At 62.9% G+C, this 25,532-nt stretch carries 23 protein-coding genes; 17 read left to right on the top strand and 6 right to left on the bottom strand.

Annotated elements, in window-relative coordinates:
• Positions 1-29: 29 nt before the first annotated feature.
• Complete coding sequence (locus tag ACLH0I_RS04255) at positions 30-806, bottom strand: hypothetical protein (protein WP_250964099.1); 777 nt, start codon at positions 804-806, stop codon at positions 30-32.
• A 244-nt stretch (positions 807-1,050) separates the two neighbouring features.
• Between ACLH0I_RS04255 and ACLH0I_RS04250 the strand changes: the two genes are divergently transcribed.
• On the top strand, positions 1,051-1,647 hold the full coding sequence (locus ACLH0I_RS04250; protein ID WP_003186248.1) for a MarC family protein: 597 nt from the start codon (positions 1,051-1,053) through the stop codon (positions 1,645-1,647).
• Between the two features lie 25 nt (positions 1,648-1,672).
• On the opposite strand, the gene cobJ is transcribed toward ACLH0I_RS04250, so the two are convergent.
• From cobJ to cobG, 4 genes are read right to left on the bottom strand one after another with little or no spacing between them, the layout of a single operon-like run.
• Entirely contained in the window at positions 1,673-3,361 is a 1,689-nt protein-coding gene (cobJ, locus tag ACLH0I_RS04245) for a precorrin-3B C(17)-methyltransferase (protein WP_411386389.1), read from the bottom strand.
• The gene (locus ACLH0I_RS04240; protein ID WP_411387459.1) at positions 3,361-4,092 is read right to left on the bottom strand and encodes a precorrin-2 C(20)-methyltransferase; all 732 of its coding nucleotides are present in this window, start codon (positions 4,090-4,092) and stop codon (positions 3,361-3,363) included. The genes cobJ and ACLH0I_RS04240 overlap by 1 nt, the downstream gene beginning before the upstream one ends.
• Positions 4,092-4,718 carry a precorrin-8X methylmutase gene (locus ACLH0I_RS04235; protein WP_186731096.1) on the bottom strand — a complete coding sequence of 209 codons (627 nt, stop codon included), beginning with the start codon at positions 4,716-4,718 and terminating at the stop codon, positions 4,092-4,094. The genes ACLH0I_RS04240 and ACLH0I_RS04235 overlap by 1 nt, the downstream gene beginning before the upstream one ends.
• Positions 4,711-6,060 carry a precorrin-3B synthase gene (gene cobG / locus ACLH0I_RS04230; protein ID WP_411386388.1) on the bottom strand — a complete coding sequence of 450 codons (1,350 nt, stop codon included), beginning with the start codon at positions 6,058-6,060 and terminating at the stop codon, positions 4,711-4,713. Before cobG ends, ACLH0I_RS04235 begins: the two co-directional genes overlap by 8 nt.
• Before the next feature lie 535 nt (positions 6,061-6,595).
• Between cobG and cbiE the strand changes: the two genes are divergently transcribed.
• The 12 genes from cbiE (at position 6,596) to ACLH0I_RS04170 (ending at position 18,757) form a co-directional block, all read left to right on the top strand.
• Entirely contained in the window at positions 6,596-7,807 is a 1,212-nt protein-coding gene (cbiE, locus tag ACLH0I_RS04225; protein WP_411386387.1) for a precorrin-6y C5,15-methyltransferase (decarboxylating) subunit CbiE, read from the top strand.
• Positions 7,800-8,897 carry a cobalt-precorrin-5B (C(1))-methyltransferase gene (locus tag ACLH0I_RS04220; protein ID WP_411386386.1) on the top strand — a complete coding sequence of 366 codons (1,098 nt, stop codon included), beginning with the start codon at positions 7,800-7,802 and terminating at the stop codon, positions 8,895-8,897. The genes cbiE and ACLH0I_RS04220 overlap by 8 nt, the downstream gene beginning before the upstream one ends.
• Before the next feature lie 11 nt (positions 8,898-8,908).
• Positions 8,909-9,631: a cobalt-precorrin-6A reductase gene (locus tag ACLH0I_RS04215; protein ID WP_411387458.1), complete on the top strand. Its 723-nt coding sequence runs from the start codon at positions 8,909-8,911 to the stop codon at positions 9,629-9,631.
• A gap of 436 nt (positions 9,632-10,067) precedes the next feature.
• Complete coding sequence (locus ACLH0I_RS04210) at positions 10,068-10,343, top strand: DNA-binding protein (RefSeq protein ID WP_411386385.1); 276 nt, start codon at positions 10,068-10,070, stop codon at positions 10,341-10,343.
• A gap of 293 nt (positions 10,344-10,636) precedes the next feature.
• A complete protein-coding gene (locus ACLH0I_RS04205) occupies positions 10,637-11,035 on the top strand; it encodes a DUF2946 domain-containing protein (protein ID WP_411386384.1) in 399 nt (132 codons plus the stop codon).
• A gap of 45 nt (positions 11,036-11,080) precedes the next feature.
• Positions 11,081-11,560, top strand: a complete 480-nt coding sequence (locus ACLH0I_RS04200) for a copper chaperone PCu(A)C (RefSeq protein ID WP_411386383.1) — start codon at positions 11,081-11,083, stop codon at positions 11,558-11,560.
• A gap of 58 nt (positions 11,561-11,618) precedes the next feature.
• On the top strand, positions 11,619-12,014 hold the full coding sequence (locus ACLH0I_RS04195; RefSeq protein ID WP_250964121.1) for a DUF2946 domain-containing protein: 396 nt from the start codon (positions 11,619-11,621) through the stop codon (positions 12,012-12,014).
• Positions 12,015-12,098: 84 nt separating this feature from the next.
• Complete coding sequence (locus ACLH0I_RS04190) at positions 12,099-14,225, top strand: TonB-dependent copper receptor (protein WP_411386382.1); 2,127 nt, start codon at positions 12,099-12,101, stop codon at positions 14,223-14,225.
• Positions 14,226-14,435: 210 nt separating this feature from the next.
• Entirely contained in the window at positions 14,436-15,815 is a 1,380-nt protein-coding gene (locus tag ACLH0I_RS04185) for a PepSY-associated TM helix domain-containing protein (protein WP_411386381.1), read from the top strand.
• Between the two features lie 202 nt (positions 15,816-16,017).
• Positions 16,018-16,806 (top strand): ABC transporter ATP-binding protein, encoded by a 789-nt coding sequence (locus ACLH0I_RS04180; RefSeq protein ID WP_250964086.1) that lies wholly within the window; start codon positions 16,018-16,020, stop codon positions 16,804-16,806.
• The gene (locus tag ACLH0I_RS04175; RefSeq protein ID WP_411386380.1) at positions 16,803-17,750 is read left to right on the top strand and encodes an ABC transporter substrate-binding protein; all 948 of its coding nucleotides are present in this window, start codon (positions 16,803-16,805) and stop codon (positions 17,748-17,750) included. The genes ACLH0I_RS04180 and ACLH0I_RS04175 overlap by 4 nt, the downstream gene beginning before the upstream one ends.
• Positions 17,747-18,757, top strand: a complete 1,011-nt coding sequence (locus tag ACLH0I_RS04170) for a FecCD family ABC transporter permease (RefSeq protein ID WP_411386379.1) — start codon at positions 17,747-17,749, stop codon at positions 18,755-18,757. The genes ACLH0I_RS04175 and ACLH0I_RS04170 overlap by 4 nt, the downstream gene beginning before the upstream one ends.
• Here ACLH0I_RS04170 and ACLH0I_RS04165 read toward each other — a convergent pair.
• Positions 18,732-20,267 (bottom strand): class I SAM-dependent methyltransferase, encoded by a 1,536-nt coding sequence (locus ACLH0I_RS04165; protein ID WP_411386378.1) that lies wholly within the window; start codon positions 20,265-20,267, stop codon positions 18,732-18,734. The genes ACLH0I_RS04170 and ACLH0I_RS04165 overlap by 26 nt on opposite strands.
• Positions 20,268-20,540: 273 nt before the next feature.
• On the opposite strand from ACLH0I_RS04165, the gene urtA reads away from it, so the two are divergent.
• From urtA to urtD, 4 genes are all read left to right on the top strand, one after another.
• Positions 20,541-21,806 carry an urea ABC transporter substrate-binding protein gene (gene urtA / locus ACLH0I_RS04160; RefSeq protein ID WP_025211599.1) on the top strand — a complete coding sequence of 422 codons (1,266 nt, stop codon included), beginning with the start codon at positions 20,541-20,543 and terminating at the stop codon, positions 21,804-21,806.
• Between the two features lie 167 nt (positions 21,807-21,973).
• A complete protein-coding gene (gene urtB, locus ACLH0I_RS04155; protein ID WP_411386377.1) occupies positions 21,974-23,476 on the top strand; it encodes an urea ABC transporter permease subunit UrtB in 1,503 nt (500 codons plus the stop codon).
• The gene (gene urtC / locus ACLH0I_RS04150; RefSeq protein ID WP_411386376.1) at positions 23,476-24,552 is read left to right on the top strand and encodes an urea ABC transporter permease subunit UrtC; all 1,077 of its coding nucleotides are present in this window, start codon (positions 23,476-23,478) and stop codon (positions 24,550-24,552) included. Before urtB ends, urtC begins: the two co-directional genes overlap by 1 nt.
• Entirely contained in the window at positions 24,552-25,412 is an 861-nt protein-coding gene (urtD, locus tag ACLH0I_RS04145; protein WP_411386375.1) for an urea ABC transporter ATP-binding protein UrtD, read from the top strand. The genes urtC and urtD overlap by 1 nt, the downstream gene beginning before the upstream one ends.
• Positions 25,413-25,532 lie beyond the last annotated feature (120 nt).

The following is a 25,532-nucleotide window of genomic DNA, read 5'->3' as shown; positions in this document are numbered from 1 at the left end:
GTCGCCCGGCTGCCTTATTTAAATAAAGCTTAAATTTCGTACTCTTCGATTTTGCTCACTGCATGGCTACCCAGCCGACTGATAATAATGCCTCTGGTTTGTTCCACAATACCGGGAACTTTCCTGAATACCGACTCACCTTTATATAACTTGACGTCACGACTACTCCAATCGGCAAACAAGACCTGAGTCGAACTGTTGCGCCGAGTAAAGCGTACGGTACCCAGTAACATGCTGACTTCACCTTCGATCTCGACACAGGTGCCGGCCGCCATTCCGCCGACCCCATGTTCCAACAGGTTTCGCTCATAAAGCGTCAGCGCCTTTTCTTTCCTCTGCAATGCAGTGATTGCACTTTCAGCGACTTTCAACAGCAACGCCGATGTCGCGCCTCCGAGGGCAACCCCCGTCACCACGGAGGCCAGGATATCCAACACCAGCTTATCCATTCGCACGGTGTTACCGGAAATGTTCAGGTCATCATAGAAACGCTGCGTCGGGACCCAACCTGCATTCGTCATGACTTCGACGAACTTGTAGTACCACTCCCGTCCCTGGGACTCGAGCGGAAATTGTCTATTGGCGACCAGTGAAGCGAAGAGAAAAGCATGCTGCGCATCTTCCTGGTGCTGGGGCGCAAGGCCACCGGCAAAAGCCAGGATACCTTCACCAACGACCGAGCCCTTGGCCGGGGGCTCAACATCGCCGGAATAGAACGAGCGGGGGCTAATATCAGGATGGACTTCGTAACTTTCCAGGCGCGCCACACAGGCTGCTATCGCACTATCACGCACTTCAACGCTCATAACTTACTCCTTAAATTAATTAGACAAGCCATTCCGTGACTTGCAGCCTCACACTAATCAAGCCAACCGAATACAACAACACCTGACTTGTAACTTTAGAATAACTCAGCCAACCAACACCCATCGGACAAGTAAAAACAGCCCGACAAATAAGAAACACGCCTCCACCGCATTCAATCAAATGCCGACAGTCGTTTCAGAGACTGATAGACTCCGGCAATGTCTTTCGCAATGAGTCTGAACCATGCTCCATGTACTATTCAGCGTTTATCTGAAGATGCTGGTGCTCTACAGCCCCTTCTTCGTGCTGTCATGTTTTATCGGGCTGACTCGCGGCTATTCGCGCAAGGAACAACGCCGCCTGGCCTGGAAGGTCGCGACCGCGACGCTGGTCTCCAGCGTGCTGCTGTATTTGTTCGGACGGGTGATTTTCAGCGTGTTCGGCATCACCGTGGACGCATTCCGGATCGGCGCCGGCAGTGTGCTGTTCATTTCGGCACTGGGCATGGCCCAAGGCAAGTCGGCCGTGCAGACCGACAATGTGCAGCAGGACGTGACCATCGTCCCACTGACCATTCCGTTGACCGTCGGCCCCGGCACCATCGGCGCCCTGCTGGTGATGGGCGTGAGCCAGCCACATTGGGACGACAAGCTCATGGCCATCATCAGCATCGCCCTGGCGAGCTTCACCGTCGGCGTTGTGCTCTACCTGTCCAGCCGCATCGAACGGATCCTCGGTGACCAGGGCTTGCAGATCGTCAGCCGCCTGATGGGGCTGTTTGTCTGTGCGCTGGCCGCGCAGATTATCTTTACCGGGGTCAAAGGCTATCTGGTGCCATAGCATGGCCCGCGAGCACCGGGTTCGATCAAAGAGGTTTGTTGCCATACCAACGCGGTGTGTACACCCAGTCGCCACCCTGGGCGCGCGGGAATACGCACGTAGTCGAGGAACCGATCAGCACCATGGTGCGCATGTCCACTTGATCCGGGGTCAACTGCCCCAGGGTCGTGACACGCAAGGTCTGGCCCGGGCGGCCGATATCGCGCCCCAGCACCACGGGTGTTTGCGCCGTGCGATGTTGCCCGACGATCTCCAGCGCCCGCCCCAACTGCCATGGCCGGGAGCGGGAGATCGGGTTGTAGAAGGCCAGGGCCAGGTCGGCTTCAGCCGCAAGACCCAGGCGTTTTTCAATGATCGACCAGGGCTTGAGGTTGTCCGACAGCGACATCACGCAAAAATCATGACCCAACGGCGCACCGGCCTGGGCGGCGGTGGCCAGGGAGGCCGAGACACCCGGCAAGATCTGCAAGTCGACGTTGTGCCAATGGGCATCCGAGGACTCATGCAACGCTTCCAACACAGCGGCAGCCATGGCGAACACGCCCGGATCACCGGACGATACCACCACTACGGAGCGTCCCTGGGCCGCGAGTTCGAAGGCATGTCGGGCCCGCTGCATCTCTTCGCGGTTGTCAGTGCAGTGTTGCACCTGATCGGCCCGAAAGGGCCCGGCCATGCGCACGTAGGTTTCATAACCGAGCACATCGGTGGCACGGTCGAGTTCGGCGCGCACCGCCGGTACCATCAACTCGGCAGCGCCTGGGCCCAGGCCAATCACCGCCAGGCGCCCACGTGGACAACCGATCAACTGCGGATCGAAGGGGTGTTCAGTCACGACAATGGCATGGCTGTCCATGACCTGTAGCGATGCCGGTTGGCCGAGGGCATCGCTCAACCACTGCTCCAGGTAGTCATTAGGCGCCGCAAAACGCAGCGGCACCTCCAACGCCGAAGCCATTTCGTGCAGCTCGGCACGGGCCATGTCACTGTCCACCGCCAGCAGACACGCCAGCGACTGCACCGCGAGGCCAGCCTGTTCCAGTATCGCGCCGATGTCCGGCGTCGCCCCTGCATTCAATACCACCAGCACATTGCGCGGATAGATCCGTAGTTCATTCGCCCCCGGTGTGCCCGCGGCACTGTCGATACGGATCGCCAGCCGTGCCTGCTCATCCCCAGGCAACTGCGCCTGATCCAGCCACGGCGCCGCGCCGTCGATACGCACCGGCTCGCCGGCCAGCAAGTCGGAGACGAAGCGCTTGCCCTGCTCCAGGTCGCCGAGGCTGTAGCCGCTTGGCGGATTGAGCAGGCAAGTGCCGAAACGCAATTCGCCGCTGGTGGTAATGGCCGGCGCGACTCGCAGGGTTGCCGCGATGTCCCGGGCCATGTCATTCACCCCGCCCAGGCCGCCCAACAGCGGCACCACGGCGCTGCCATCTTCGGCCACCGCCAGCACTGGCGGCTCGGCGCCTTTTTCCAGCAACAGCGGCGCCAGGGTACGGATGACAATGCCCGCGGCACACAGGGCGATGATCGGCGTGTCCTGCTGGTAGAGTTCGCGCAACGTCGCGCCAAATTCCAGGTACTGCCGATCGCCCTCGACACGCCCGGCCAGGCCGTGGATCAGGGCGTCGGGGTAGCGCTGCTGGATCCGTCGGGCCGTCGCCAGGCTGCCGGGGCCGAGGATGACGATGGCCGGCGTCTTGGCGGCCATCAACCCTGCCACCGTTCGCCCGGCACGATGATCAGCGAGAAGTACGGCGAAGACATCGGCTCGACGTCATCCAACGGCACGATTTTCTGGTTGGCCATGGTCGCGCGCTCGACGTACAGCGCCCGCCCGTCCATGCCCAGTTCCTGGAGCACTTGGCGAACCTTGGGGAAATTACGTCCCAGCTTCATGATCACCGCCGCGTCCGCGTCGGCGAGGCGACGCTTGAGATCGTCGTGAGGCAGGACGCCCGAGAGCACCGACAGGCTCTGGTTGCGATAGACCAGCGGCGCACCGAGCACCGAGGCTCCGCCGAGCATCGAGCACACGCCGGGGATGACTTGGGCCTCATAACGCTCGGCCAGGCGATCGTGCAGGTACATGTAGGAGCCGTAGAAGAACGGGTCGCCCTCACAGATCACCGCCACGTCGCGACCGGCGTCCAGGTGCACGGCCAACTGCTCGGCGGCGGTGTCGTAGAAATCGGCGATCACCTGTTCATAGGACAGCGGCGCCGGCAGCACCTCGGTGGTGACCGGGTAGACCAGCGGCAGCAATGTCTGCGCGTCCTGCAAATGCGCCTCGATGATGCCGAAGGCGTTGCCTTTCTTGCCCTTGGCGACGAAGTACGCCACCACGGGCGATTCGCGCAGCAGGCGCAGGGCCTTGACCGTAATCAGTTCCGGGTCACCGGGGCCCACGCCCAGGCCGATCAGACGTCCAGGCTGCTGCATCATTCAACCTCCGTAGCGAGGGCGTTGACGGCGGCGGCGGCCATGGCGCTGCCACCCAGGCGGCCTTGCATGATCACGAAGGGCACGCCACGGCTGTTGGCCGCGAGCATCGCCTTGGACTCGGCGGCGCCAACGAAGCCCACCGGAAAACCGAGGATCAAAGCCGGTTTCGGCGCGCCGGCGTCGAGCATTTCCAACAGGTAGAACAACGCGGTCGGCGCGTTGCCAATGACCACGACACTGCCCTCCAGATGCGGACGCCACAACTCCAGCGCCGCCGCCGAACGGGTGTTGCCCAGTTCCAGGGCCAAGGCCGGCACGCTCTCGTCGCGCAAGGTGCAGATCACCGGATTGTTGGCCGGCAGGCGAGCCCGGGTCACGCCTTCGGAGACCATCCGCGCATCGCACAGGATCGGCGCACCGGCGGCCAGCGCCTGACGCCCGGCCGTGCCCGCGCCCTCGGAAAACTGCAAGCCATCAATGGCCTCGACCATGCCGCAGGCGTGGATCACCCGCACCGCGAGTTTCTCCAGATCGGCCGGAATGCGCGCGAGGTTGGCTTCGGCGCGGATAATCGCGAAGGAGTTGCGATAGATCTCCTGACCGTCGCGGATGTAATCAAGCATCAAAGGGGCTCCGGGGATGAGCGTCGAGCCATTGGCCGAGCGCTTCAATAGTCATATTGTGGGCTTGCAACGCGCCGAAACCTGGCAGCGCGGCATCACGAAAATACAGGTCGTAACGACCGGGGGCGACAGCCAGCAAGGTGGCGGGCGCGATATGGGCTGCCGCGCAGGAACGTGGGCAGCCCGACAGATGGACTTTCAGGGTTTGGCCCTGGTGTTGCAGCAGCTCGGCCAATTGACGAGCATCGGCCTTGGTGTCGGCCAGGGCCTTACCGCAGCCACTGGAACCGGTGCAGGCGATGAGCTGCGCCAGGGGTTGGTCGACCGACACCAACAGGCCCAGCGTTTGGAGCCGCGCCAGCACTTCTTCGGCATCCTCGATACACACGTTGGGCAGCAACAGGCTTTGCCAGGGCGTGAAACGAAGGCTGCCGTCGCCCTTTTCCCGCGCCAGTTGCGCCGCCCCCCGCAGCATGAACGCATCGAGCCGCCCCAGGGGCGCCGCCGCGCCGACGTAGACACGGTCGTCGTGCTGGGAATGAACGCCAATGTGCCGTTCGTCGACGGGCTCGTCCCGCTGCCAATCCAGGCAAGCTTGCAGCGGCAAGCGACAGGCCAATCGGGTCATGAATTCATCGCTGGGGATTTCAGCCAACAAGTGACGCATGCGGATCTGGTCCGGGCGGGCCAGGTCGAGGAACAACTCCAGCACCGCCACCACCAAGGCATGCCCCTGGGCCAAGGGCACCCTGCCCGCCGGTTTATCCAATGGGGAACCGGCCAAGCCGAAGGCCAGCCAGGGCTCGCCATCACGGACCAAGGCCGACAACCACAGGTCGTGGTGATGTTCGAGCATTGCCAGCGCCTCTCCACCGTCCAGTTGCACGGCGAACTTGGCCGACAGTTCGGGGAAGCGTTCGTGGGTTTGCAGGGTGATGAGGATCCGCTCGGCCAACGGGCGGGTGTCGAAGAGCATCTGTCGGTCGATCCCAGCCGCGGGGCTGAGCATCAGGTTGCGCACGTCATCGCCAGACGGTTTGCGAGGACCAAGCCCGGCGGCCAGCAATGGCTGGATCAGCGCGTCGTGCCCGGGACCGATCCCGCGGATCTGCAGGTTGGCCCGGTTGGTCGCTTCGATCACGCCCCCGGCGAACCGCTCGGCCACCGAGGCCACGACGTCAGCCTGATCCGCCTGGATGGAACCGCCATCGAGCTTGATCCGACAGATCCCCCCGTCCAACGCCTGGACGACACGCAGCAACCCCGGGCAAGCGGAGGGGCGGATGACGTTGGAGGATGGACGTTCGTTCAAGGGCAGACCGGCAGCTGAGAAACGCCACATTGGCGAAGGTGCGCCATTATGCCTGCTTTGCCGGTGGTCATGAAAAGCTTGCCTGTCGGATTGAGGCGAGATTGCTCAAGAACACGGGCTGCCTGATCCAATGATGTTGTCTGTATCGCCGCCATCGCGAGCAAGCTCCCCACAGTTTTGATCGGGGATGTGCGCAGATCCTGTGTTCACACCAACCCCCTGTGGTCAGTTTGCGGTGATGTTGGATACCCACAAGGTTTTTGGGTACTGCACGACCCTGTGGCGAGGGAGCTTGCTCCCGCTGGGTCGCGCAGCGGCCCCAAAAAAAGCGATGAGCGCTGCGCACTCAAGCGGGAGCAAGCTCCCTCGCCACAAAAGCTACCCAGCCATTACGCCACAGATTGATCAACGGTAACCCTGTGGGAGCGAGCTTGCTCGCGATAGCGGTTTGGCGGTGACAATGATGTTGCGCCAAGCGCCTGATCCGCCGGGGCGCGGTATGATGGCGGCCCGGTTCGCGGCGGCAACACGCCTGTCGATCAACCCAACTATTCGAGGAACAGAGATGACCCCCTGGCTGACCGTAGTGGGCATCGGTGAAGACGGCTTCAAGGGCCTGGGCCGGACGGCTCGCCATGCCTTGCTGCGAGCATCGCGGATCCTGGGCAGCCCTCGCCAGTTGGAACTGTTACCCCTGTGTATCCGCGGCGAGCGGGAGCTGTGGCCCAGCCCGTTTTCCCTGGAACCGCTGCTCGCTCGGCAGGGCGAGCCGGTGTGCGTGCTGGCCAGCGGCGATCCGATGTTCTATGGCGTGGGCGCCAGCCTGGCGAAACAGGTACCGAGCGACCAGATGCTGGTCATCCCCGCGCCCTCCTCCTGTTCACTGGCCGCGGCGCGCATGGGCTGGCCATTGCAGGAAGTGGTCACGCTGTCGCTGGTGGCGCGGCCCCTGGCGGCGCTCAATGGGCATTTATCCACAGGCGTCAGGCTGCTGCTGCTGAGCAACGATCGCCACAGCCCCGCCGCCGTGGCGAGCTTGCTGCGCGAGCGGGGATTCGGCCCAAGCGCCATGACGGTGCTGGAACACTTGGGCGGCACGGCAGAACGACGGATCGAAAGCACTGCGACACAGTGGTCCGACGCCACCGTCGCCGACCTGAACCTGATCGCCATCGAATGCCGGGCCGAACCATCAACACCGCGCCTGTCACGCCTGGCCGGCTTGCAGGACACCGCGTTCGAGCATGACGGCCAGTTGACCAAACGCGACGTTCGCGCTATTACCCTCGCCCGTCTCGCCCCAACACCTGGTGAGCTGCTCTGGGATGTCGGTGCCGGCAGCGGCTCCATCGGCATCGAATGGATGCGCTCCCACCCCAGCTGCCGCGCCTTGGCTATCGAAGCCGACGAAGGCCGCCAAGGCTTGATCGAACGCAACCGCGACACCCTCGGCGTGCCGGGCCTGCAACTGATTCGCGGCAGCGCCCCGCAGGCGCTGGAAAACCTCGAACGTCCGGACGCGGTGTTCATCGGTGGCGGCGTCACCCGCGAAGGCGTGCTCGACGCCTGCTGGGCCCAACTCAAGCCCGGCGGTCGGCTGGTCGCCAATGCCGTGACCCTGCAAAGCGAAATGACCTTGATGCACTGGCGCGAACGTCACGGCGGTGAACTGACCCGCATCCACATCGCCCAGGCCCAGCCCTTGGGCAAGTTCGACACCTGGCGCCAGGCCTTGCCGATCACCTTGCTGGACCTGACGAAACCTCTCGATGCGTGACGAAACCGCCGAACAACCCGCCCCCCTGCGCAGCGGCCTGACCACCGGCAGTTGCGCCACCGCTACCAGCCTGGCGGCGGCCCGCTTGCTGCTGCGCGGCACCGAAGCCGACGCGGTGGAGATCGTGCTGCCCAAGGGTAAGCAGGTGCAGATGCGCCTGGAGTTCTGCCGGTTGACCGACCAAGGTGCCGAGGCCGGGACGATCAAGGACGCCGGCGACGACCCGGACGTGACCCACGGCGCCCTGCTGTTTACCCAGGTGCGCTTGATCACCGAACCCGGCGTGCGTTTCATCGCCGGTCGCGGCGTGGGCACGGTGACGCGCCCCGGTTTGGTGCTGGGCGTCGGTGAGCCAGCGATCAATCCGGTGCCACGCAAAATGATCAACGATCACCTGGGTCGCTTGGCCGAAGAATGCGGTTATGCCGGCGGTTTCGAAGTCACGGTCAATGTCGAGGGCGGCGAAGCCCTGGCGTTGAAAACCATGAACCCGCGATTGGGCATCCTCGGCGGCCTGTCGATCCTTGGCACCAGCGGCATCGTCCGGCCGTTCTCTTGCGCGGCCTACATTGCCTCGATCCACCAGGGCATCGACGTGGCGAAAACCAACGGCTACCTGCACATCGCCGCCTGCACCGGCAATGCCAGCGAAGACACCATGCGCCGGGTCTACAACCTGCCGGAAATCGCCCTGATCGAAATGGGCGACTTCGTCGGCGCCGTGCTCAAGCATGTGCGCAAGGTGCCGGTGGAAAAACTCAGCCTCTGCGGCGGTTTCGGCAAGATCAGCAAACTCGCCGCCGGCCACATGGACCTGCACAGCCGTCATTCGAGCATCGACCTGCCGCAACTGGCCGAATGGGCGGCTGCCATCGGTGCCGATGAGGTGTTGCAGCAAGGCATTCGAGAAGCCAACACCAGCCAACAGGCCCTGGCGATGGCCAGCGCCGCCGGCATCGCCCTCGGTGACGCGGTGTGCGAACACGCGCTGGCCTTCGCCCGTAGCGTGGTACCGGCCCAGGTCCAGGTCGAAGTCTTCGCCATCGACCGCCAGGGTGGGATCGTCGGCCATGCGGGAGCCTTGTCATGAAGAGCCTTGAAATGAAACGCATCCTGCTGCTCGGTGGCATCACCGAAGCCCTGGCCATCGCTCGCACCCTCGGCCCCCAGCACATCTACAGCCTGGCCGGCATCGGCCGCGTTCCCACTGACCTGACCTGCCAGGTGCGCGTCGGCGGCTACGGCGGCGCCGAAGGGCTGGCGCACTTCATCCGCGCCGAGGGCATCGACCTGCTGCTGGACGCCACCCACCCCTACGCCGCCCAGATCAGCCACAACGCCGCCCACGCAGCCCGTGCCTGCGCCATCCCCTGCTGGGCCCTGCGCCGCCCGGCCTGGCAACCCCAGGCCGGCGATGACTGGCGCGAAGTGGCCGACTGGTGCGAACTGATCCAGGCCCTGCAACCCTTCCACCGGCCCCTGTTCACCCTCGGGCGCGAGCCGCTGCAACACCTGCATGAAATTCCGCCAGAGCAATTCTGGACCCTGCGGGCGCTGGAGGTTTACCCCGGTAATGAGCGCTGCGAAGTGATTGGGGCCCGTGGTCCTTTTCATATCGAGAGCGAGCGTGAGCTGTTCGAACGACGGCGGATCGATGTGCTGGTGAGCAAGAACAGCGGTAGCACGGCGACTGAACCGAAGCTGGAGGTGGCGCGGGAGCGGGGGGTGCCGGTGTTGGTGTTGAAGCGGCCGGTGCTGGCGGGGGTGGATCGGGAGTTTGGGACGGTGGATGAGGTGTTGCAGGGGCTGCGGCAGTTGGTCTGACAGAAATCTGCACCGTCCTACAAGCCTGTCCTGTCGGAACTACGCCAGAATCCGCCGGCTTGTGCGCCTTGGAGGCCCTCGGTAACTTGATTCCCGTCACTGCCCTTCAGTGATCGGGTTTAGTCGCCCGAGGTTTTCAGCGGGTTCACAAGCTTCGTCAGTCAGGTATTTCATCCCTGCACTTGATGGTGGTTGTGCGCAGGGCGCCTTCGGCGCGCCGGTAATGCTGGACTCCCCGGTCGACTAACCTGCGCACAGCCGCCGCCCTGTGGCGAGGGAGCTTGCTCCCGCTGGGCTGCGCAGCAGCCCCAAAAAAGCGGACGCAATATTCCCGACACACCGCAATGTCCGGTTTTAGGGCCGCTCCGCGCCCCAGCGGGAGCAAGCTCCCTCGCCACAAAAACCACGCATGTTCTCTGGTCCCACAGGTGAATAAATGGCTCTTACACGAAACTACAAACATATGATTGCGGAACGCGCCAAAAGCGATCCAGCGTTCGCCCAAATTCTGCGGGATGAAGCCTTCACACGTTTCGATGCTGCCAGCTATCTCCAAACGGCAGAGGAAGAGTTGGCTTATCTTGATGCTTGCCTGGAAGAAGATAAGGGTGACGGCGTCTTGATCCGAGCGGCCCTCAACGATATCGCCCGGGCAAACGATATAGCACAGGCTTATACCGGCGCAGATCGGGAACGACTGGATATCAAATGATCAATAATGCCGTGGCGAGGGAGCTTGCTCCCGCTGGGCTGCGCAGCGGCCCCAAGGAAATGAACGCTATGTTCCTGAAACACTGCAATGTCCGGTTTTAGGGCCGCTTCGCGCTGGAGCGCCAGCCCGGCCCAGCGGGAGCAAGCTCCCTCGCCACAAAAGCACTCACTCGAAGATCTGTTGCTACTGTTAACCCCAGCCCTGCGACCCTACACCGCACGTGGCCTTTTTACTTCTGCCCCCCGATCAGGCTAAATACCGCCACCTGATCGCCCAACCGAGCGGATTGCCCCATGTCCCGACAACGGCTTGCATTTGCCTGGATCGCCTGCTTCGCAGTGCTGTTCAACATGCTTGCCATGCCGCTTTCCAACAGCGGGGGTGCGACCGCCAATTCGCCAGCCGAGCAAGTGCTGTGGGGCAGTTTCTGTTCCTCCAGCGGCACGAAGATGGTGGCGATTTCCCTGGGCACGTTCGAACAGGGCGCGCCGCAACAGGACAATCATTCGACCATGCAACATTGCTGGTGCTGCTCAGGTCCGGCGCCATTGGTGGCGCTTGCCGGGCATGCGCCGCAGTTGTATCTGGATGCTCAACTGGCCCATCGTGCCGCCATCCATTCGAAACTCGACAGCCCTACCCCGCGCCAGCAATGGCCCAGCCTGAACCCTCGCGCCTCGCCTCTGGCCTGATTCCTCCGCACACACCTGCGTCCTGAATCGTTCCGGAGATTTGCCATGTTGAACAAACTTATCCTGCTGGCCGCCCTGCTGCTTCCTGTCGGCTTCGCCCAAGCTCACCAATACAAGGCGGGCGAGCTTGAGATCGCTCATCCGTGGTCCCAGGAGTTGCCCCCCAACGCGCCTACCGTGGCTGCGTATTTCGTCATCCACAACAGTGGCACGACCGCGGACAAACTGCTCAGCGTCGACTCGCCCATCGCCGGCAAGGCCGAGCTTCATGAGCATGTGATGCAAAACGACCTGATGAAAATGCAACCAGTGCCCGTCGTGAATATCGCCCCCGGTGCGACCGTCACCTTCGCGCCGATGGCGTATCACGTAATGCTGCTGGACCTGAAAGACCGCAGCCTGCTCAGCGACGGCAAACGCTTCCCCATGACCCTGCATTTCGAAAAAGCCGGGGATGTCACGGTGGATGTCGCGGTGCAGAAAAAAGCACCCGACGGCACCAAGACGCATAAGCACGGCCAGTAAGACGTAGCCGCCCATGCAACCTCGTCGCGCCAGCCTGTCCACGCACCGCCGTCAGCCCATGAGCCTGACCCGCGGCAGCTGGATCAGCTTGTTCGCCATGCTGATGATCTTTATCGGTCCGCTGGTTTCCCAGTCGATGCCGATGGATCAGCGCATGCCTTCGTCCATGCCTGTGTCCATGAGTATGGACATGGAGATGGGCATGGACATGACGGCGCATGAAGCGCCGGCAGCCGAACATTGCCCGCCCCAGAGCGAGCACCACGCGTTGTGGGAAAAGTGCGGTTATTGCAGCCTGCTGTTCAATTGCCCCGCGCTGCCCGGCGGCCACACCTTCGCGGCCTTCGACACACCCCACACCAACACCTACCCCCGTTCTTCCCCACGCCTGGGCCATGCCCGGTCGGCGTTCTTCCCGGGTGCCCGCACCCGCGCACCACCCTTCGCAGCGTAGCTCCCGACACTTACCTCAACCGGTCATACAAGACAGCCCGAGGCTGCCCGACCGTGTCGTCTACGTCTGTTCGATGGAATCATCATGTCCAGGTTTTCTGCTGGCACCGCGTTGGGCTCTGCCCAGGTTCGCTGCCCCCTGAACGAGCCACGGGTTCGTTCGCGCCACACCATCGCCGCCCTGTGCGGCCTGCTGCTCGCTCCACTCGCGCTGGCCGATGAGCACGAGCATCACGACCATCCGGTCGAAGAACTGAGCCCGACGGTCATCACCGCCATCGCCCCCAGCTCGCCCCTGACCGTCGTCACCAACCCCAAGGACCCGCGTCAACCGGTGCCGGCCAGCGATGGCGGCGATTACCTCAAGACCATTCCCGGCTTCGCCCTGGTGCGCAACGGCGGCACCAATGGCGACCCGGTGCTGCGAGGCATGTTCGGTTCGCGGCTGAACATCCTCACCAACGGCAGCATGCTGCTGGGTGCTTGCCCGGGCCGGATGGACGCGCCGACGTCCTACATCTCGCCGGAAACCTACGACAAGCTCACCGTCATCAAAGGCCCGCAAACCGTGCTCTGGGGCCCCGGCGCATCGGCCGGGACCGTGCTGTTCGAGCGCGAGCCGGAGCAGTTCGGCGAGCTGGGCACCCGCGTCAATGCCAGCGTGCTGGCCGGCTCCAACGGCCGTTTCGACAAGGTGGTGGATGCCGCCGCCGGTGGGCCGCTGGGCTATGTGCGGGTGATCGGCAACACCGCCCATTCGGACGATTACCGCGACGGCAATAACGACACCGTGCCGTCGCGCTATGACAAATGGAATGGCGACGTCGCCCTCGGCTGGACGCCGGACGCCGATACCCTGCTGGAGCTGACGGCCGGCAAGGGGGACGGTGAAGCGCGCTACGCCGGGCGCGGCATGGACGGTTCGCAGTTCAAGCGCGAAAGCCTCGGGCTGCGTTTCGAGCGTTCGAACATCGGTGACGTGTTGGATAAAGTCGAAGCCCAGGTCTACTACAACTACGCCGACCACGTGATGGACAACTACACGCTGCGCACGCCGTCCGGCACCGGGATGATGGCCGGGCCCATGGCCTCCAACGTCGATCGCCGCACCCTCGGCGCCCGCATCAAGGCCACCTGGCGCTGGGCCGATGTGCAATTGATCAGCGGCCTGGACGCCCAGACCAACGAGCATCGCCAACGCAGCAGCATGGGCGTGGACACCTACAAGGACCTGCCTTACACCAAGGACGCCGACTTCCACAATTACGGGGCGTTCGGCGAATTGACCTGGTACGCCGCCGACCGCGACCGAGTGATCACCGGCGCCCGGCTCGACCGCGCCTCGGCCAAGGATTACCGCCAGAGCATCGGTTCCGGTATGTCGGCCCGTCCCAATCCTACTGCCGATGACACCCGCGCCGACACGCTGCCCAGCGGTTTCGTCCGCTACGAGCACGACTTGGACGACAGCCCTGCCACCCTCTACGCCGGCATCGGTCACGCGCAACGGTTCCCGGATTACTGGGAGCTGTTCTCGCCAAACGCCGGCCCGAGCGGTTCGCTGAATGCTTTCGACGCGATCAAGCCGGAGAAAACTACTCAGCTCGACTTCGGCCTGCAATACAAGACCGACACCCTCGAGGCCTGGGCATCGGGTTATGTCGGGCAAGTCCGCGACTACATCCTGTTCGACTACACGCCGGGGATGATGGGCACCACTTCCCGGGCCGAGAACATCGATGCACGGATCATGGGCGGTGAACTGGGCGCGGCCTACAAGCTCACCGAGCGCTGGAAAGCCGACGCCACCCTGGCCTATGCCTGGGGCAAGAACAGCAGCGACGGCAGCGCCCTGGCGCAGATGCCGCCGCTGGACGCACGCCTGGGCCTGACCTACAGCGAAGACCGCTGGAGTGCCGGGGCCTTGTGGCGGGTGGTGGCCGCGCAGCACCGGGTCGATGAAAACAAGGGCAACGTGGTGGGCAAGGACTACGGCAAAAGCTCGGGGTTCGGGGTCTTCTCCCTCAACGGCGCCTACCGCATCAACCAGCATTGGAAGGTCAGCAGTGGCGTCGACAACCTGTTCGGCAAAGCCTACGCCGAGCATTTGAACCTGGCCGGCAACGCCGGGTTCGGCTACCCGGCGAGCGATCCCCAGGCCGTCAACGAACCGGGGCGCACGCTTTGGACGAAGGTGGATATGAGTTTCTGACAACACAGGCAGAGCCTGACACCTGACCTTGTGGCGAGGGAGCTTGCTCCCGCTCGGTTGCGTAGCAACCGCAAAAAGCCAGGGACTGCTGCGCAGTCCAGCGGGAGCAAGCTCCCTCGCCACGGGGTCTGTGTTTAAGGCTCCCTGCTTATCGGTTGCCTGGCAACCGCACAACATAACAACCCAATTTGCCCTGCGGAGCGCTTTGCAATGAGCCAACCGAAACCGAATTTCTACAACCTGGCCTGGCGCTGGCATTTCTATGCCGGGCTGTTCGTGGCGCCGTTCATGGTGATGCTGGCCCTGACCGGGATCATTTACCTGTTCAAGCCGCAACTCGATCCCCTGATGTACGGCAGCCTGCTGAACGTGCCGGCCGGGCATCACACCCTGGCGGCGGACGACCTGCTCAAGCAGGTCCGCCAGGCCTACCCCGAAGGCCAGGTCAAACAGTACCTGCCACCGGTCAGCGCCGAGCGCAGCGCGCAGTTCGTGGTGATCGACAAGGGCCGGGAGGTGAATGTGTTCATCGACCCGTACCACGGTGATGTCCTCGGCGAGCAGGACGCGAAGAGCAACCTGCAAGCCATGGCCCGGGCGATCCACGGCGAGTTGCTGATCGGCACCGTCGGCGACCGGCTGGTGGAAATGGCCGCCGGTTGGGGCGTGGTGCTGGTGGTCTCCGGCCTCTACCTGTGGTGGCCGCGTGGGCAATCGTCGGCGGGTGTGCTGTGGCCGCGCTGGAGCGCGCGCGGTCGGGTGTTCTGGCGTGACGTGCACGTTGTCGTCGGTTTCTGGGGCGCGGCGTTCCTGCTGGTGATGCTGCTCAGCGGCATGACCTGGACCGGTTTCTGGGGCAAGCAGTACGCAGACCTCTGGAACCGCTTCCCGGCGGCGATGTGGAATGACGTGCCCAAGTCCGACGTCGAGGCCGGCAGCCTCAACAACGCCCATCGCCAGACCGTGCCGTGGGCCATGGAAAACACGCCGATGCCGATGTCTGGCGACCATGCCGAGCACATGGCCCACGGTGGCATGCACGAAGGTCCCGCCGCCCCGACCGTCAGCCTGCAAGCGGTGCAGGATATCGCCACCGAGCGCAAGGTCGAACCCGGCTACAGCATCACGTTCCCAACGACCGCCTCGGGCGTGTTCACCATCGCCGTGTTCGCCGATGACCCGCGCAACGACGCGACCTTGCACGTGGACCAATACACCGGCAAGGTCCTGGCCGATGTGCGCTGGGAGCATTACGGCATCGTGGCTCGCGCCACCGAAACCGGCGTGATGCTGCACGAAGGCAAGATGTTCGGCCCGCTGAACCAGATTCTCGTGCTGCTGGTTTGCCTGATGATCCTGCTCAGCGCCGTGAGTGGCCTGGTGATCTGGTGGAAGCGCCGGCCCCAGGGCAAATTCGGCGTGCCGCCGCTGCGCCACGACCTGCCGACCTGGAAAACCGGGGTGTTCATCATGCTGGCCCTGGCGCTGGTGTTCCCGTTGGTGGGGGCTTCGCTGGTGGTGGTGTGGTTGCTGGACCGGCTCGTCACGCGGTTGAATCGCCAGCCTGAGATTGCCTCATCTTCAAACTGAAGACAGTGCGTTAACGGAAGGTGGCGCGAACCCTCTACAATCGTGCCCGCCTTCCAAACGGTGAACACCATCCCTTGTGGGAGCGAGCTTGCTCGCGATTGCAGTCGGTCAGTCACATCTCTATCGACTGACACACCGCTATCGCGAGCAAGCTCGCTCCCACAGGGGACTGAGGTGTCGAGCCAATGACTTGAGTAACCGCATGACCTCCCTAACCCTCTCCCACCTCGCCTGGACACCCCTGGGCCATGGCCACTGCCATCACCAGTTCCAGCTGCGTGATGCCACCCTGCAGGTGGCGGCCGGGGAGTTTGTCGGGTTGATCGGGCCCAACGGCAGCGGCAAGACCAGCCTGTTGCGCTGCGCCTATCGCTTCAGCCGACCAGAACATGGCGAGGTCAAACTCGAACATCACAACCTCTGGAAGCAGTCCTCACGCTGGTGTGCCCAACGCATCGCGGTGGTGCTGCAAGAGTTTCCCGACGCCTTCGGCCTGACGGTGGAGGAAGTGGTCGCCATGGGTCGCACGCCCCACAAAGGGCTGTTCGACAGCGACAATCACGAAGACCGCCGGCTGGTGCTCCAGGCATTGGCATCGGCAGGGCTCGAAGGTTTTGGCGATCATGCTTTCGCCACGCTGTCGGGAGGGGAAAAACAGCGGGTGATCCTCGCCCGTGCCTTGGCCCAGCAGCCGCAGTTGCTGATCCTCGACGAACCGACCAACCACCTCGACCCGCGCTATCAATTGCAACTGCTGCAACTGATCAAGGGCCTGGGCATCGGCACCCTCGCCAGCCTCCACGATTTGAACCTGGCCGCCGCCTTTTGTGATCGCCTGTACGTGATCGAACACGGGCGCATCGTCGCCAGCGGCACGCCCAAGGACGTCCTCACGGCAGAGCTGTTGCGCGAGGTGTTCGGCGTCGAAGCCCTGGTGGATGAGCACCCGCTGTCCGGCTACCCACGAATCACCTGGATAACCCAACCATGACCTTGCGTTTCCTGCTGTTGCTGCCCCTCCTGCTGGGCAGCGTCCATGCCCTGGCCGAAGCTACTCGCTACCCGTTGACAATCCAGAGCTGCAACCGCCAGGTGGTGTTCAACGAGGCACCTCGCCACGCGGTCAGCCATGACATCAACATGACGCAGATGATGCTCGCCCTGGGGCTCAAGCCGCGCATGGTTGGCTACAGCGGTATCAGCGGTTGGAAATCGGTGACGCCCGAGATGGCTAGGATCCTTGATGGCCTGCCGGAACTGGCCGCCAAATATCCCTCGGTGGAAACCCTGCTCGATGCCAACGTCGATTTTTTCTTCGCGGGCTGGGACTACGGCATGCGCGTGGGCGGCGACCTGACGCCGCAGACCTTGCAACCGCTGGGCATCAACGTCTACGAACTGACCGAATCCTGCGCCTTCGTGATGAAACGCCCGGCGGCCTCCCTGGAGGACACCTACAACGACCTGCGCAACCTCGGGAAAATCTTCGATGTGCAGGATCGCGCCAATGCGCTGATCGCGACGATGCAGGCCCAGGTGGCCGAAACGCGCAAGCACCTGCCCGCCCAGCGGCCGCGAGTGTTCCTGTACGACAGCGGCGAAGACCGTGCCATGACCTCCGGCCGTCTCGGCATGCCCCAGGCGTTGATTGACGCCGCCGGCGGACGCAACATCCTCGATGACGTGGAAACCAGTTGGACCCGGGTGAACTGGGAGAACGTGGTGGAGCGCAACCCGCAGGTGATCGTGATCGTCGACTACGGCGAAGTCAGCGCCGAGCAGAAGCAACAATTCCTGCTGGATAACCCGGCCCTGCAATCGGTGGATGCCATCAAGCACCGGCGCTTCATCGTGATCCCCTATGTGCAAGCCACGCCGGGCATCGATAACGTGCTGGCGGTGCAAACCCTGGCACGGGGTTTCCACGACCAATGAATAATCGTCGCTACGCCGCCCTGCTGATGGTCCTCGGCGCGCTGCTGCTGGTGTCGTGCCTGGTGTCCCTGGGCTTTGGGCCGGCGCGGGTGCCGGTGGCCGTGGTCTGGGACCTGCTGCTGCACAAGGCCTTCGGTGTGGGCGAGGTCTATTGGACGCCCGGCCAGGAACATATCGTCTGGCTGATCCGCGTCCCGCGCCTGCTGCTCGGTGCCCTGGTCGGTGCCGGGCTGGCGCTGATCGGCGCGGTACTCCAAGCGGTGACGCGCAACCCGCTGGCCGATCCGCACCTGTTGGGTGTCACCTCCGGTGCGACCTTGGGGGCGGTGATCGTGGTGTTGCATGTCGGTGAAATCATTGGCCTGCTGACCCTGCCGCTGGCCGCGTTCATCGGCGCATTGCTGAGCATGTTGCTGGTGTTGGCCATCGCTGCCCGCCAAGGCCGGCTGGAGAGTGATCGGCTGTTGCTGTGTGGTGTGGCAGTGTCCTTCGTGATGATGGCGGCGGCTAACCTGCTGTTGTTCCTCGGCGATCATCGTGCCAGTTCGGCGGTGATGTTCTGGATGCTCGGCGGCCTGGGCCTGGCCCGTTGGGAACTGCTGGCCGTGCCGGCCGCCAGTGTGGGGTTGGGGCTGGTGCTGCTGCTGGGCATGGCCCGGCCGTTGAACGCGCTGATGGCTGGCGAACAGACCGCCGTGACCCTGGGTTTGAACGCGGCGAAGGTGCGGTTGTGGATTTTCCTGATCGCGTCGCTGATGACCGGCGTACTGGTGTCCATCAGCGGATCGATTGGTTTTGTCGGGCTAATGGTGCCGCACATTGCCCGGCGCCTGGTGGGCGCCGAGCATCGGCGGCTGCTGCCGGCTTGCGTACTGCTCGGCAGCCTGTTCCTGGTGTGGGTGGACGTGGCGGCCCGCACGTTGATCGCCCCCGAGGACTTGCCGATTGGGGTCGCTACAGCCGCTATCGGCGGACTGTTCTTTATCGGTCTGATGCGCCGTCGCTGAAAAGATGCTTCTTTTTGTAGACGCCGAATAGCTCGGTCCCAAGGCCTCCATTGCGAAAATGCTCGAGCTCCGCTCGCACCAGTTCAATCACTAACCCCCGGTCTTCAGCTTGTTCAAGATTGAAATTCCCGCTGTAGGCAAGATTCACCATCCGCCAGAGGAAGCAGTTGGTGCGGTAAACGTCTACCGGCTTCAGCCATCGCTCAAGGAGCGCGGTGATTTCCTCGCTTCGAATCCCCTCGAAACACCCAATCGAATGGTCCTTATCCGGAATGACAGCATCGACAACCTGAGTGTCGGCATTGAGTCGGTAGCGCGCCGGCAAGGTAGAGAATGCGGCGTCAGCGGCAATTATTGCGTCGGGCCACAAGCGATTGCCATTACGTCCCACCGCCTCTCCCACACTCCAGAACTCCCCATCATTTTTCAAACTACGGGAGATAAAGCCCATGACTTTTTCCAGTTCTACCAAATGATGCAATGCCGATACACAGATAATGACATCCCACTGTTCACCGGTCGGCACCAGGTTATTCGCATCCGCCACGATCAAATCGAGCTGGATCCCTGGCGGAAACTGCTTTGCGGCGATTTGAAGCAGATCTTCATTGATATCCAGCAACGACCATTCCACGCCTTCGGGAACAGCCGCTGACAAACCGGCCTCTATCCGCGCGGCTCCACTGCAGATTGACAAGACCTTTATCGTCCCGTGGTCCGTGACTTTCCGGCGTAGCCTCGCTTGAAAATCAGGCGGCATTTGCGGGACGTTCGCCCTCAGCAGGCGCGTCGCATAAGAGTAGGCGGCCTCTCCTTCAAACGGCTCCAAAATGACCATGTCAGCCGGCGCACCAGGCCCTTTCGTATGAGCCGGTCCATTGAGTTGGCGAACCGTGCGCGCAACGCCCATCGCAGCTTCACTTTGTCGCTCCTGGACGTTTGCATAGAACTCATTCCGGTAGACGCTGCTGAAGTGTGCGATCTCGTTTTTCATGCGCATGGGTTGATGGGTTTTCGCCAGAAGCGCTTTCATTTCCCACTCTCTGGCTATGCACAGGTCAGCTATCGCCAGCCAATCTGCCGTTGGATCGTTCTTCGCCCCAGGCCCACATGCCACCAGGAGACGGCCACGCTTGCCCACCAACCAAGCCAGATCCAAATCCACCGTCCTCCATTCCGACGCGGTATAGCCTCCGCCAACATGAAACGTTCCAAGTTGAAATTCGGCTTGAGCTTGATCATCGAAAAAAACAACTGAGCAGGTGAGCCCATCCGAACTGATGCTGGGTAGAGCCGCCGAAAAACGAACGTGCAAGGTTGAATCAGCAAATACCTGCAACTCGCTGCTTCGAAGGTGCTCTCCAGCGGTGAGAATCAGCGAATACCTGCTTTCTCTCAAATGCGTCACATGCATCCATTTCGGATGCTCGGCCGGTTCAATGCCAGGCAACACATCAAAAACCGCCGTCTCGTCGAGAAGAAAACTGCTCGCAGCGCCAGAATCATTCAAACGGATTTCCCCTGTTCAGAATGGCAGAAGTGTCAGCATAGTCGGGCGGTCGAAAATCTCACCTTGAATTGGCCCACATCCACGCCCCAATGCGGAGCGCCGTATTGCACCAGCGGCCGCGATACGGTCACTGATGGTGCATTGTCGTTTTCCCTCCCGCCGCCAACCCCACATTTCAAAGCGTTTGCCCGACCGGGCACACCCCTTGCAAAAGCGCCTTCAGCGTTTGCATCTGCCGCCCAAAAAAACTCATAAGTCCATGGAGATCGCACAATGAAGCGTCGTAGCTTGATCAAGGCTTTTACACTCTCGGCAAGTATTGCCGCGATGGGCATGGCCTGGACCGTCCAGGCCGCCGAGACCATCAAAGTCGGCATCTTGCATTCGCTGTCCGGCACCATGGCGATCTCCGAGACGTCCCTCAAGGACATGGCGTTGATGACCATCGACGAGATCAACGCCAAGGGTGGTGTGAACGGCAAGAAGCTCGAAGCGGTGGTCGTGGACCCGGCGTCGAACTGGCCGCTGTTCGCCGAAAAGGGCCGGCAGTTGCTGACCCAGGACAAGGTCGCCGTGGTGTTCGGCTGCTGGACGTCGGTGTCGCGTAAATCCGTGTTGCCGGTATTCGAAGAACTCAATGGCCTGCTGTTCTACCCGGTGCAATACGAAGGCGAAGAGATGTCGCCCAACGTGTTCTACACCGGCGCGGCGCCGAACCAGCAGGCGATTCCGGCGGTGGAATACCTGATGAGCGAAGAAGGCGGCAGCGCCAAGCGTTATTTCCTGCTGGGCACCGACTACGTCTACCCGCGCACCACCAACAAGATCCTGCGTTCGTTCCTGCATTCCAAAGGCGTGGCAGACAAGGACATCGAAGAGGTCTACACCCCGTTCGGCCACAGCGACTACCAGACCATCGTGGCCAACATCAAGAAATTCTCGGCCGGTGGCAAGACCGCGGTCATCTCCACCGTGAACGGCGACTCCAACGTGCCGTTCTACAAAGAACTGGCGAACCAGGGCCTGAAGGCCACCGACGTGCCGGTCGTAGCGTTCTCGGTGGGCGAAGAGGAACTGCGTGGCATCGACACCAAGCCACTGGTGGGCAACCTGGCGGCATGGAATTACTTCGAGTCCGTGGATAACCCGGCGAACAAGAAATTCGTCGATTCCTGGAAAGCCTATGCCAAGGCCAAGAACCTGCCGGGCGCCGACAAAGCGGTGACCAACGACCCGATGGAAGCCACCTACGTCGGCATCCACATGTGGGCGCAAGCGGTGGAAAAAGCCAAGTCCACCGATGTCGACAAGGTCCGCGAAGCCCTGGCCGGCCAGACCTTCGCCGCACCGTCGGGCTACACCCTGACCATGGACAAGACCAACCACCACCTGCACAAGCCGGTGATGATCGGCGAGATCCAGGCCGACGGTCAGTTCAACGTGGTCTGGCAGACCGAAGGGCCGATCCGCGCGCAACCGTGGAGCCCCTTCATCGCCGGCAACGACAAGAAGCCTGACTACGCGGTGAAGAGCAACTGAGCCCATGGGTGTCGGGCTTGAGCATGACGCTCAGGTCCGACACAACTCCCTTGTGGGAGCGGGCTTGCTCGCGAAGGCTGAGTGTCAGTCAAAGTTGTTCTGCCTGACCCTCCGCCTTCGCGAGCAAGCCCGCTCCCACAAAAGAAGTTTTGCGCAAGGCCAACAATATGCCCACCGCCCTCTACCGCCTCATCCTCGCCCTGGCACTGCTGTTGCCACTGACGACCCATGCCGGCGACGCCGAAGACTTCGTCGCCGCCAACCCGACCCAGCAGGCCAAGCTTCTGGAAACCTGGGCCGCGCAGCCGGAGCCTGAGCGCGTCGAACTGATCAACGCCCTGCAACAAGGCCAGTTGACCGTCGACGGCCAACCCAAGACCCTGCGCCTGAACAACCGCTTGCGCGGGCTGATCGAAACCGCGCTCGCCAGTCATCAATTACTCGCTGTGGATGCCCGCGTACGCCTGGCCGCCGCGCAGCAACTGCAAAAAAGCGCACGCCCGGCGCAACTGGCGTTTCTCGACCGGCAACTGGCCGGCGAGCAGGACGAAGACGTACACGCCGCCCTGAGCCTGGCCCTGGCGAACCTGCAATTGGTGGACGCCAACCCCAACGTGCGCCTGGCCGCCGTCCGCCTGCTGGGGGAAACCGGCGACCCGTTGGCCCGCACCCGCTTGGAGGGCTTGCTCGAACCCGGCGTCGAAACCGATGCCGCCGTGCGCACCGCCGCCGAAACCAGCCTCGGCCAGGTCAAGCGCAAACTCTTGATCGGCGAGCTGCTGGGCCAGGCGTTCAGCGGCATGTCCCTGGGCTCGATTTTGCTGCTCGCCGCCCTCGGCCTGGCGATCACCTTCGGCCTGCTGGGGGTGATCAACATGGCCCACGGCGAGATGCTCATGCTCGGCGCCTACTCCACTTATGTGGTGCAGATGCTGTTCCAGCGCTTCGCCCCGAACGCCATCGAGTTCTATCCGCTGATCGCCCTGCCGGTGGCATTTTTTATCACCGCCGCCATCGGCATGGCCCTGGAGCGCACGGTGATCCGCCACCTCTACGGACGGCCGCTGGAAACCCTGCTCGCCACCTGGGGCATCAGCCTGATGCTGATCCAACTGGTGCGCCTGGTGTTCGGTGCGCAGAACGTCGAAGTCGCCAATCCGGCCTGGCTGTCGGGCGGGATCCAGGTGTTGCCGAACCTGGTGCTGCCGTACAACCGCATTGTGATCATCGCCTTCGCGCTGTTCGTGGTGGTGCTGACCTGGCTGCTGCTGAACAAGACGCGCCTGGGCCTGAACGTGCGTGCGGTAACCCAGAACCGCAACATGGCCGCTTGCTGCGGCGTGCCCACCGGGCGGGTGGACATGCTCGCCTTCGGCCTCGGCTCGGGCATCGCCGGGCTGGGTGGCGTGGCCCTGAGCCAGATCGGCAACGTCGGCCCGGACCTGGGCCAGAGCTACATCATCGACTCGTTCCTGGTGGTGGTGCTCGGCGGTGTCGGCCAGTTGGCCGGTAGCGTGTTCGCCGCGTTCGGCCTGGGCATCGCCAACAAGATCCTCGAACCGCAGATCGGCGCCGTGCTCGGCAAGATCCTGATCCTCGCGCTGATCATTCTGTTCATCCAGGAGCGTCCGCAAGGCCTCTTCGCGCTCAAAGGACGGGTAATCGACTGATGAACCAGCCCCTGATGCTCACGGCCACGCAAAAGGCCGGCCCCAAAGTCACCCTCGCCGTCGGCGCGCTGATCCTCGCCGTGCTGCTGAGCTTGCCGCTGCTATCGCTGCTGGCGGCGGACCATCCGCTGCACGTCTCGGCCTACACCCTGACCCTGGTGGGCAAGATTCTCTGCTATGCCATCGTCGCCCTGGCGCTGGACCTGGTCTGGGGCTACGCCGGCTTGCTCTCCCTGGGCCACGGCCTGTTCTTCGCCCTGGGCGGCTACGCCATGGGCATGTACCTGATGCGCCAGGCCGCCGGGGATGACTTGCCGGCGTTCATGACCTTCCTGTCGTGGACCGAGTTGCCCTGGTACTGGGCCGGCACCGACAGTTTCTTCTGGGCGATGTGCCTGGTGGTGCTCGCGCCGGGTTTGCTGGCCTTGGTATTTGGTTTCTTCGCCTTCCGCTCGCGGATCAAGGGCGTGTATTTCTCGATCATGACCCAGGCCCTGACCTTCGCCGGAATGTTGCTGTTCTTCCGCAACGAGACCGGGTTTGGCGGCAACAACGGCTTCACCAATTTCCGTTCGATCCTGGGCTTTGGCATCACCGAGCCAGGCACGCGGGCGGTGTTGTTTTTCGCCACGGTGTTGCTGCTGGTGACGAGCCTGTTCATCGGCTGGCGCCTGGCCCGCAGCAAATTCGGCCGGGTGCTGACCGCCCTGCGCGACGCGGAAAACCGCCTGATGTTCTGCGGCTACGATCCACGGGGGTTCAAGCTGTTCGTCTGGGTGTTGAGCGCGGTGTTGTGCGGTTTGGCCGGGGCGTTGTACGTGCCGCAGGTGGGCATCATCAACCCCAGCGAAATGTCGCCGACCAACTCCATCGAAGCCGCCGTGTGGGTCGCCCTCGGCGGGCGCGGCACGTTGATCGGGCCGTTGCTGGGCGCCGGCGTCGTCAATGGGATGAAGAGCTGGTTCACCGTGGCGTTTCCTGAGTACTGGCTGTTTTTCCTCGGGGCCCTGTTCATCGTTGTTACGCTGTATCTGCCTAAAGGCGTGATCGGCTTGCTGAAGAAAAGGGGCGAATGATGCGCATCACTCCAACGGCGGATTTCATGCTCGAACCCATTCTGGAGCCCAACAAAGACCAGGGCAGCAGCCGCGACGCCATCGGCCTCGGCCAGGCGGCCGGCGTAGGCCTGAACACCCGCCACGGCACCATCCTGACCCTGGAAGACATCAGCGTCAGCTTCGACGGTTTCAAGGCCTTGAACAATTTGAACCTGTACATCGGCGTCGGTGAGTTGCGCTGCATCATCGGCCCCAACGGTGCGGGCAAGACCACGTTGATGGATGTCATCACCGGCAAGACCCGCCCCAGCCACGGCAAGGCCTGGTTCGGCGAGACCCTCGACCTGACGACCATGAGCGAAGTACAGATCGCCCAGGCCGGCATCGGTCGCAAGTTCCAGAAACCGACGGTGTTCGAAGCCCTGAGCGTGTTCGAGAACCTGGAGCTGGCGCTCAAGACCGACAAATCGGTGTGGGCCAGCTTGCGGGCAAGACTGACCGGCGAGCAGCACGACCGCATCAACGAAGTGCTCGAGACCATCCGTCTCACCACCTCGGTCAACCGCGCCGCCGGGCTGTTGTCCCACGGCCAGAAGCAGTTCCTGGAGATCGGCATGCTGTTGGTGCAGGACCCGCAATTGCTGCTGCTCGACGAACCGGTGGCAGGCATGACCGACGCGGAAACCGAGTTCACCGCCGAGCTGTTCAAGTCCCTGGCGGGCAAGCATTCGCTGATGGTGGTAGAGCACGACATGGGCTTCGTCGGCGCAATCGCCGACCACGTCACCGTGCTGCACCAGGGCAGCGTGCTGGCCGAAGGGTCGCTGGAACAGGTGCAGGACAATGAGCGGGTGATCGAGGTGTACCTCGGTCGCTGAGGCGATAGAAGTTGGCTTTTATGTGGGAGCGAGCTTGCTCGCGATAGCGGTGGATCAGCTGGAATGCAATGTAACTGATCCGCCGCTATCGCGAGCAAGCTCGCTCCCACAAGGGACTTG

It is taken from the genome of Pseudomonas sp. MPB03 (assembly GCF_046605385.1).
Classification (GTDB): domain Bacteria; phylum Pseudomonadota; class Gammaproteobacteria; order Pseudomonadales; family Pseudomonadaceae; genus Aquipseudomonas; species Aquipseudomonas zanjanensis.
The sequence above is the reverse complement of the archived record's forward strand: the minus strand, read 5'-3'. Positions and strand labels throughout refer to the sequence as shown.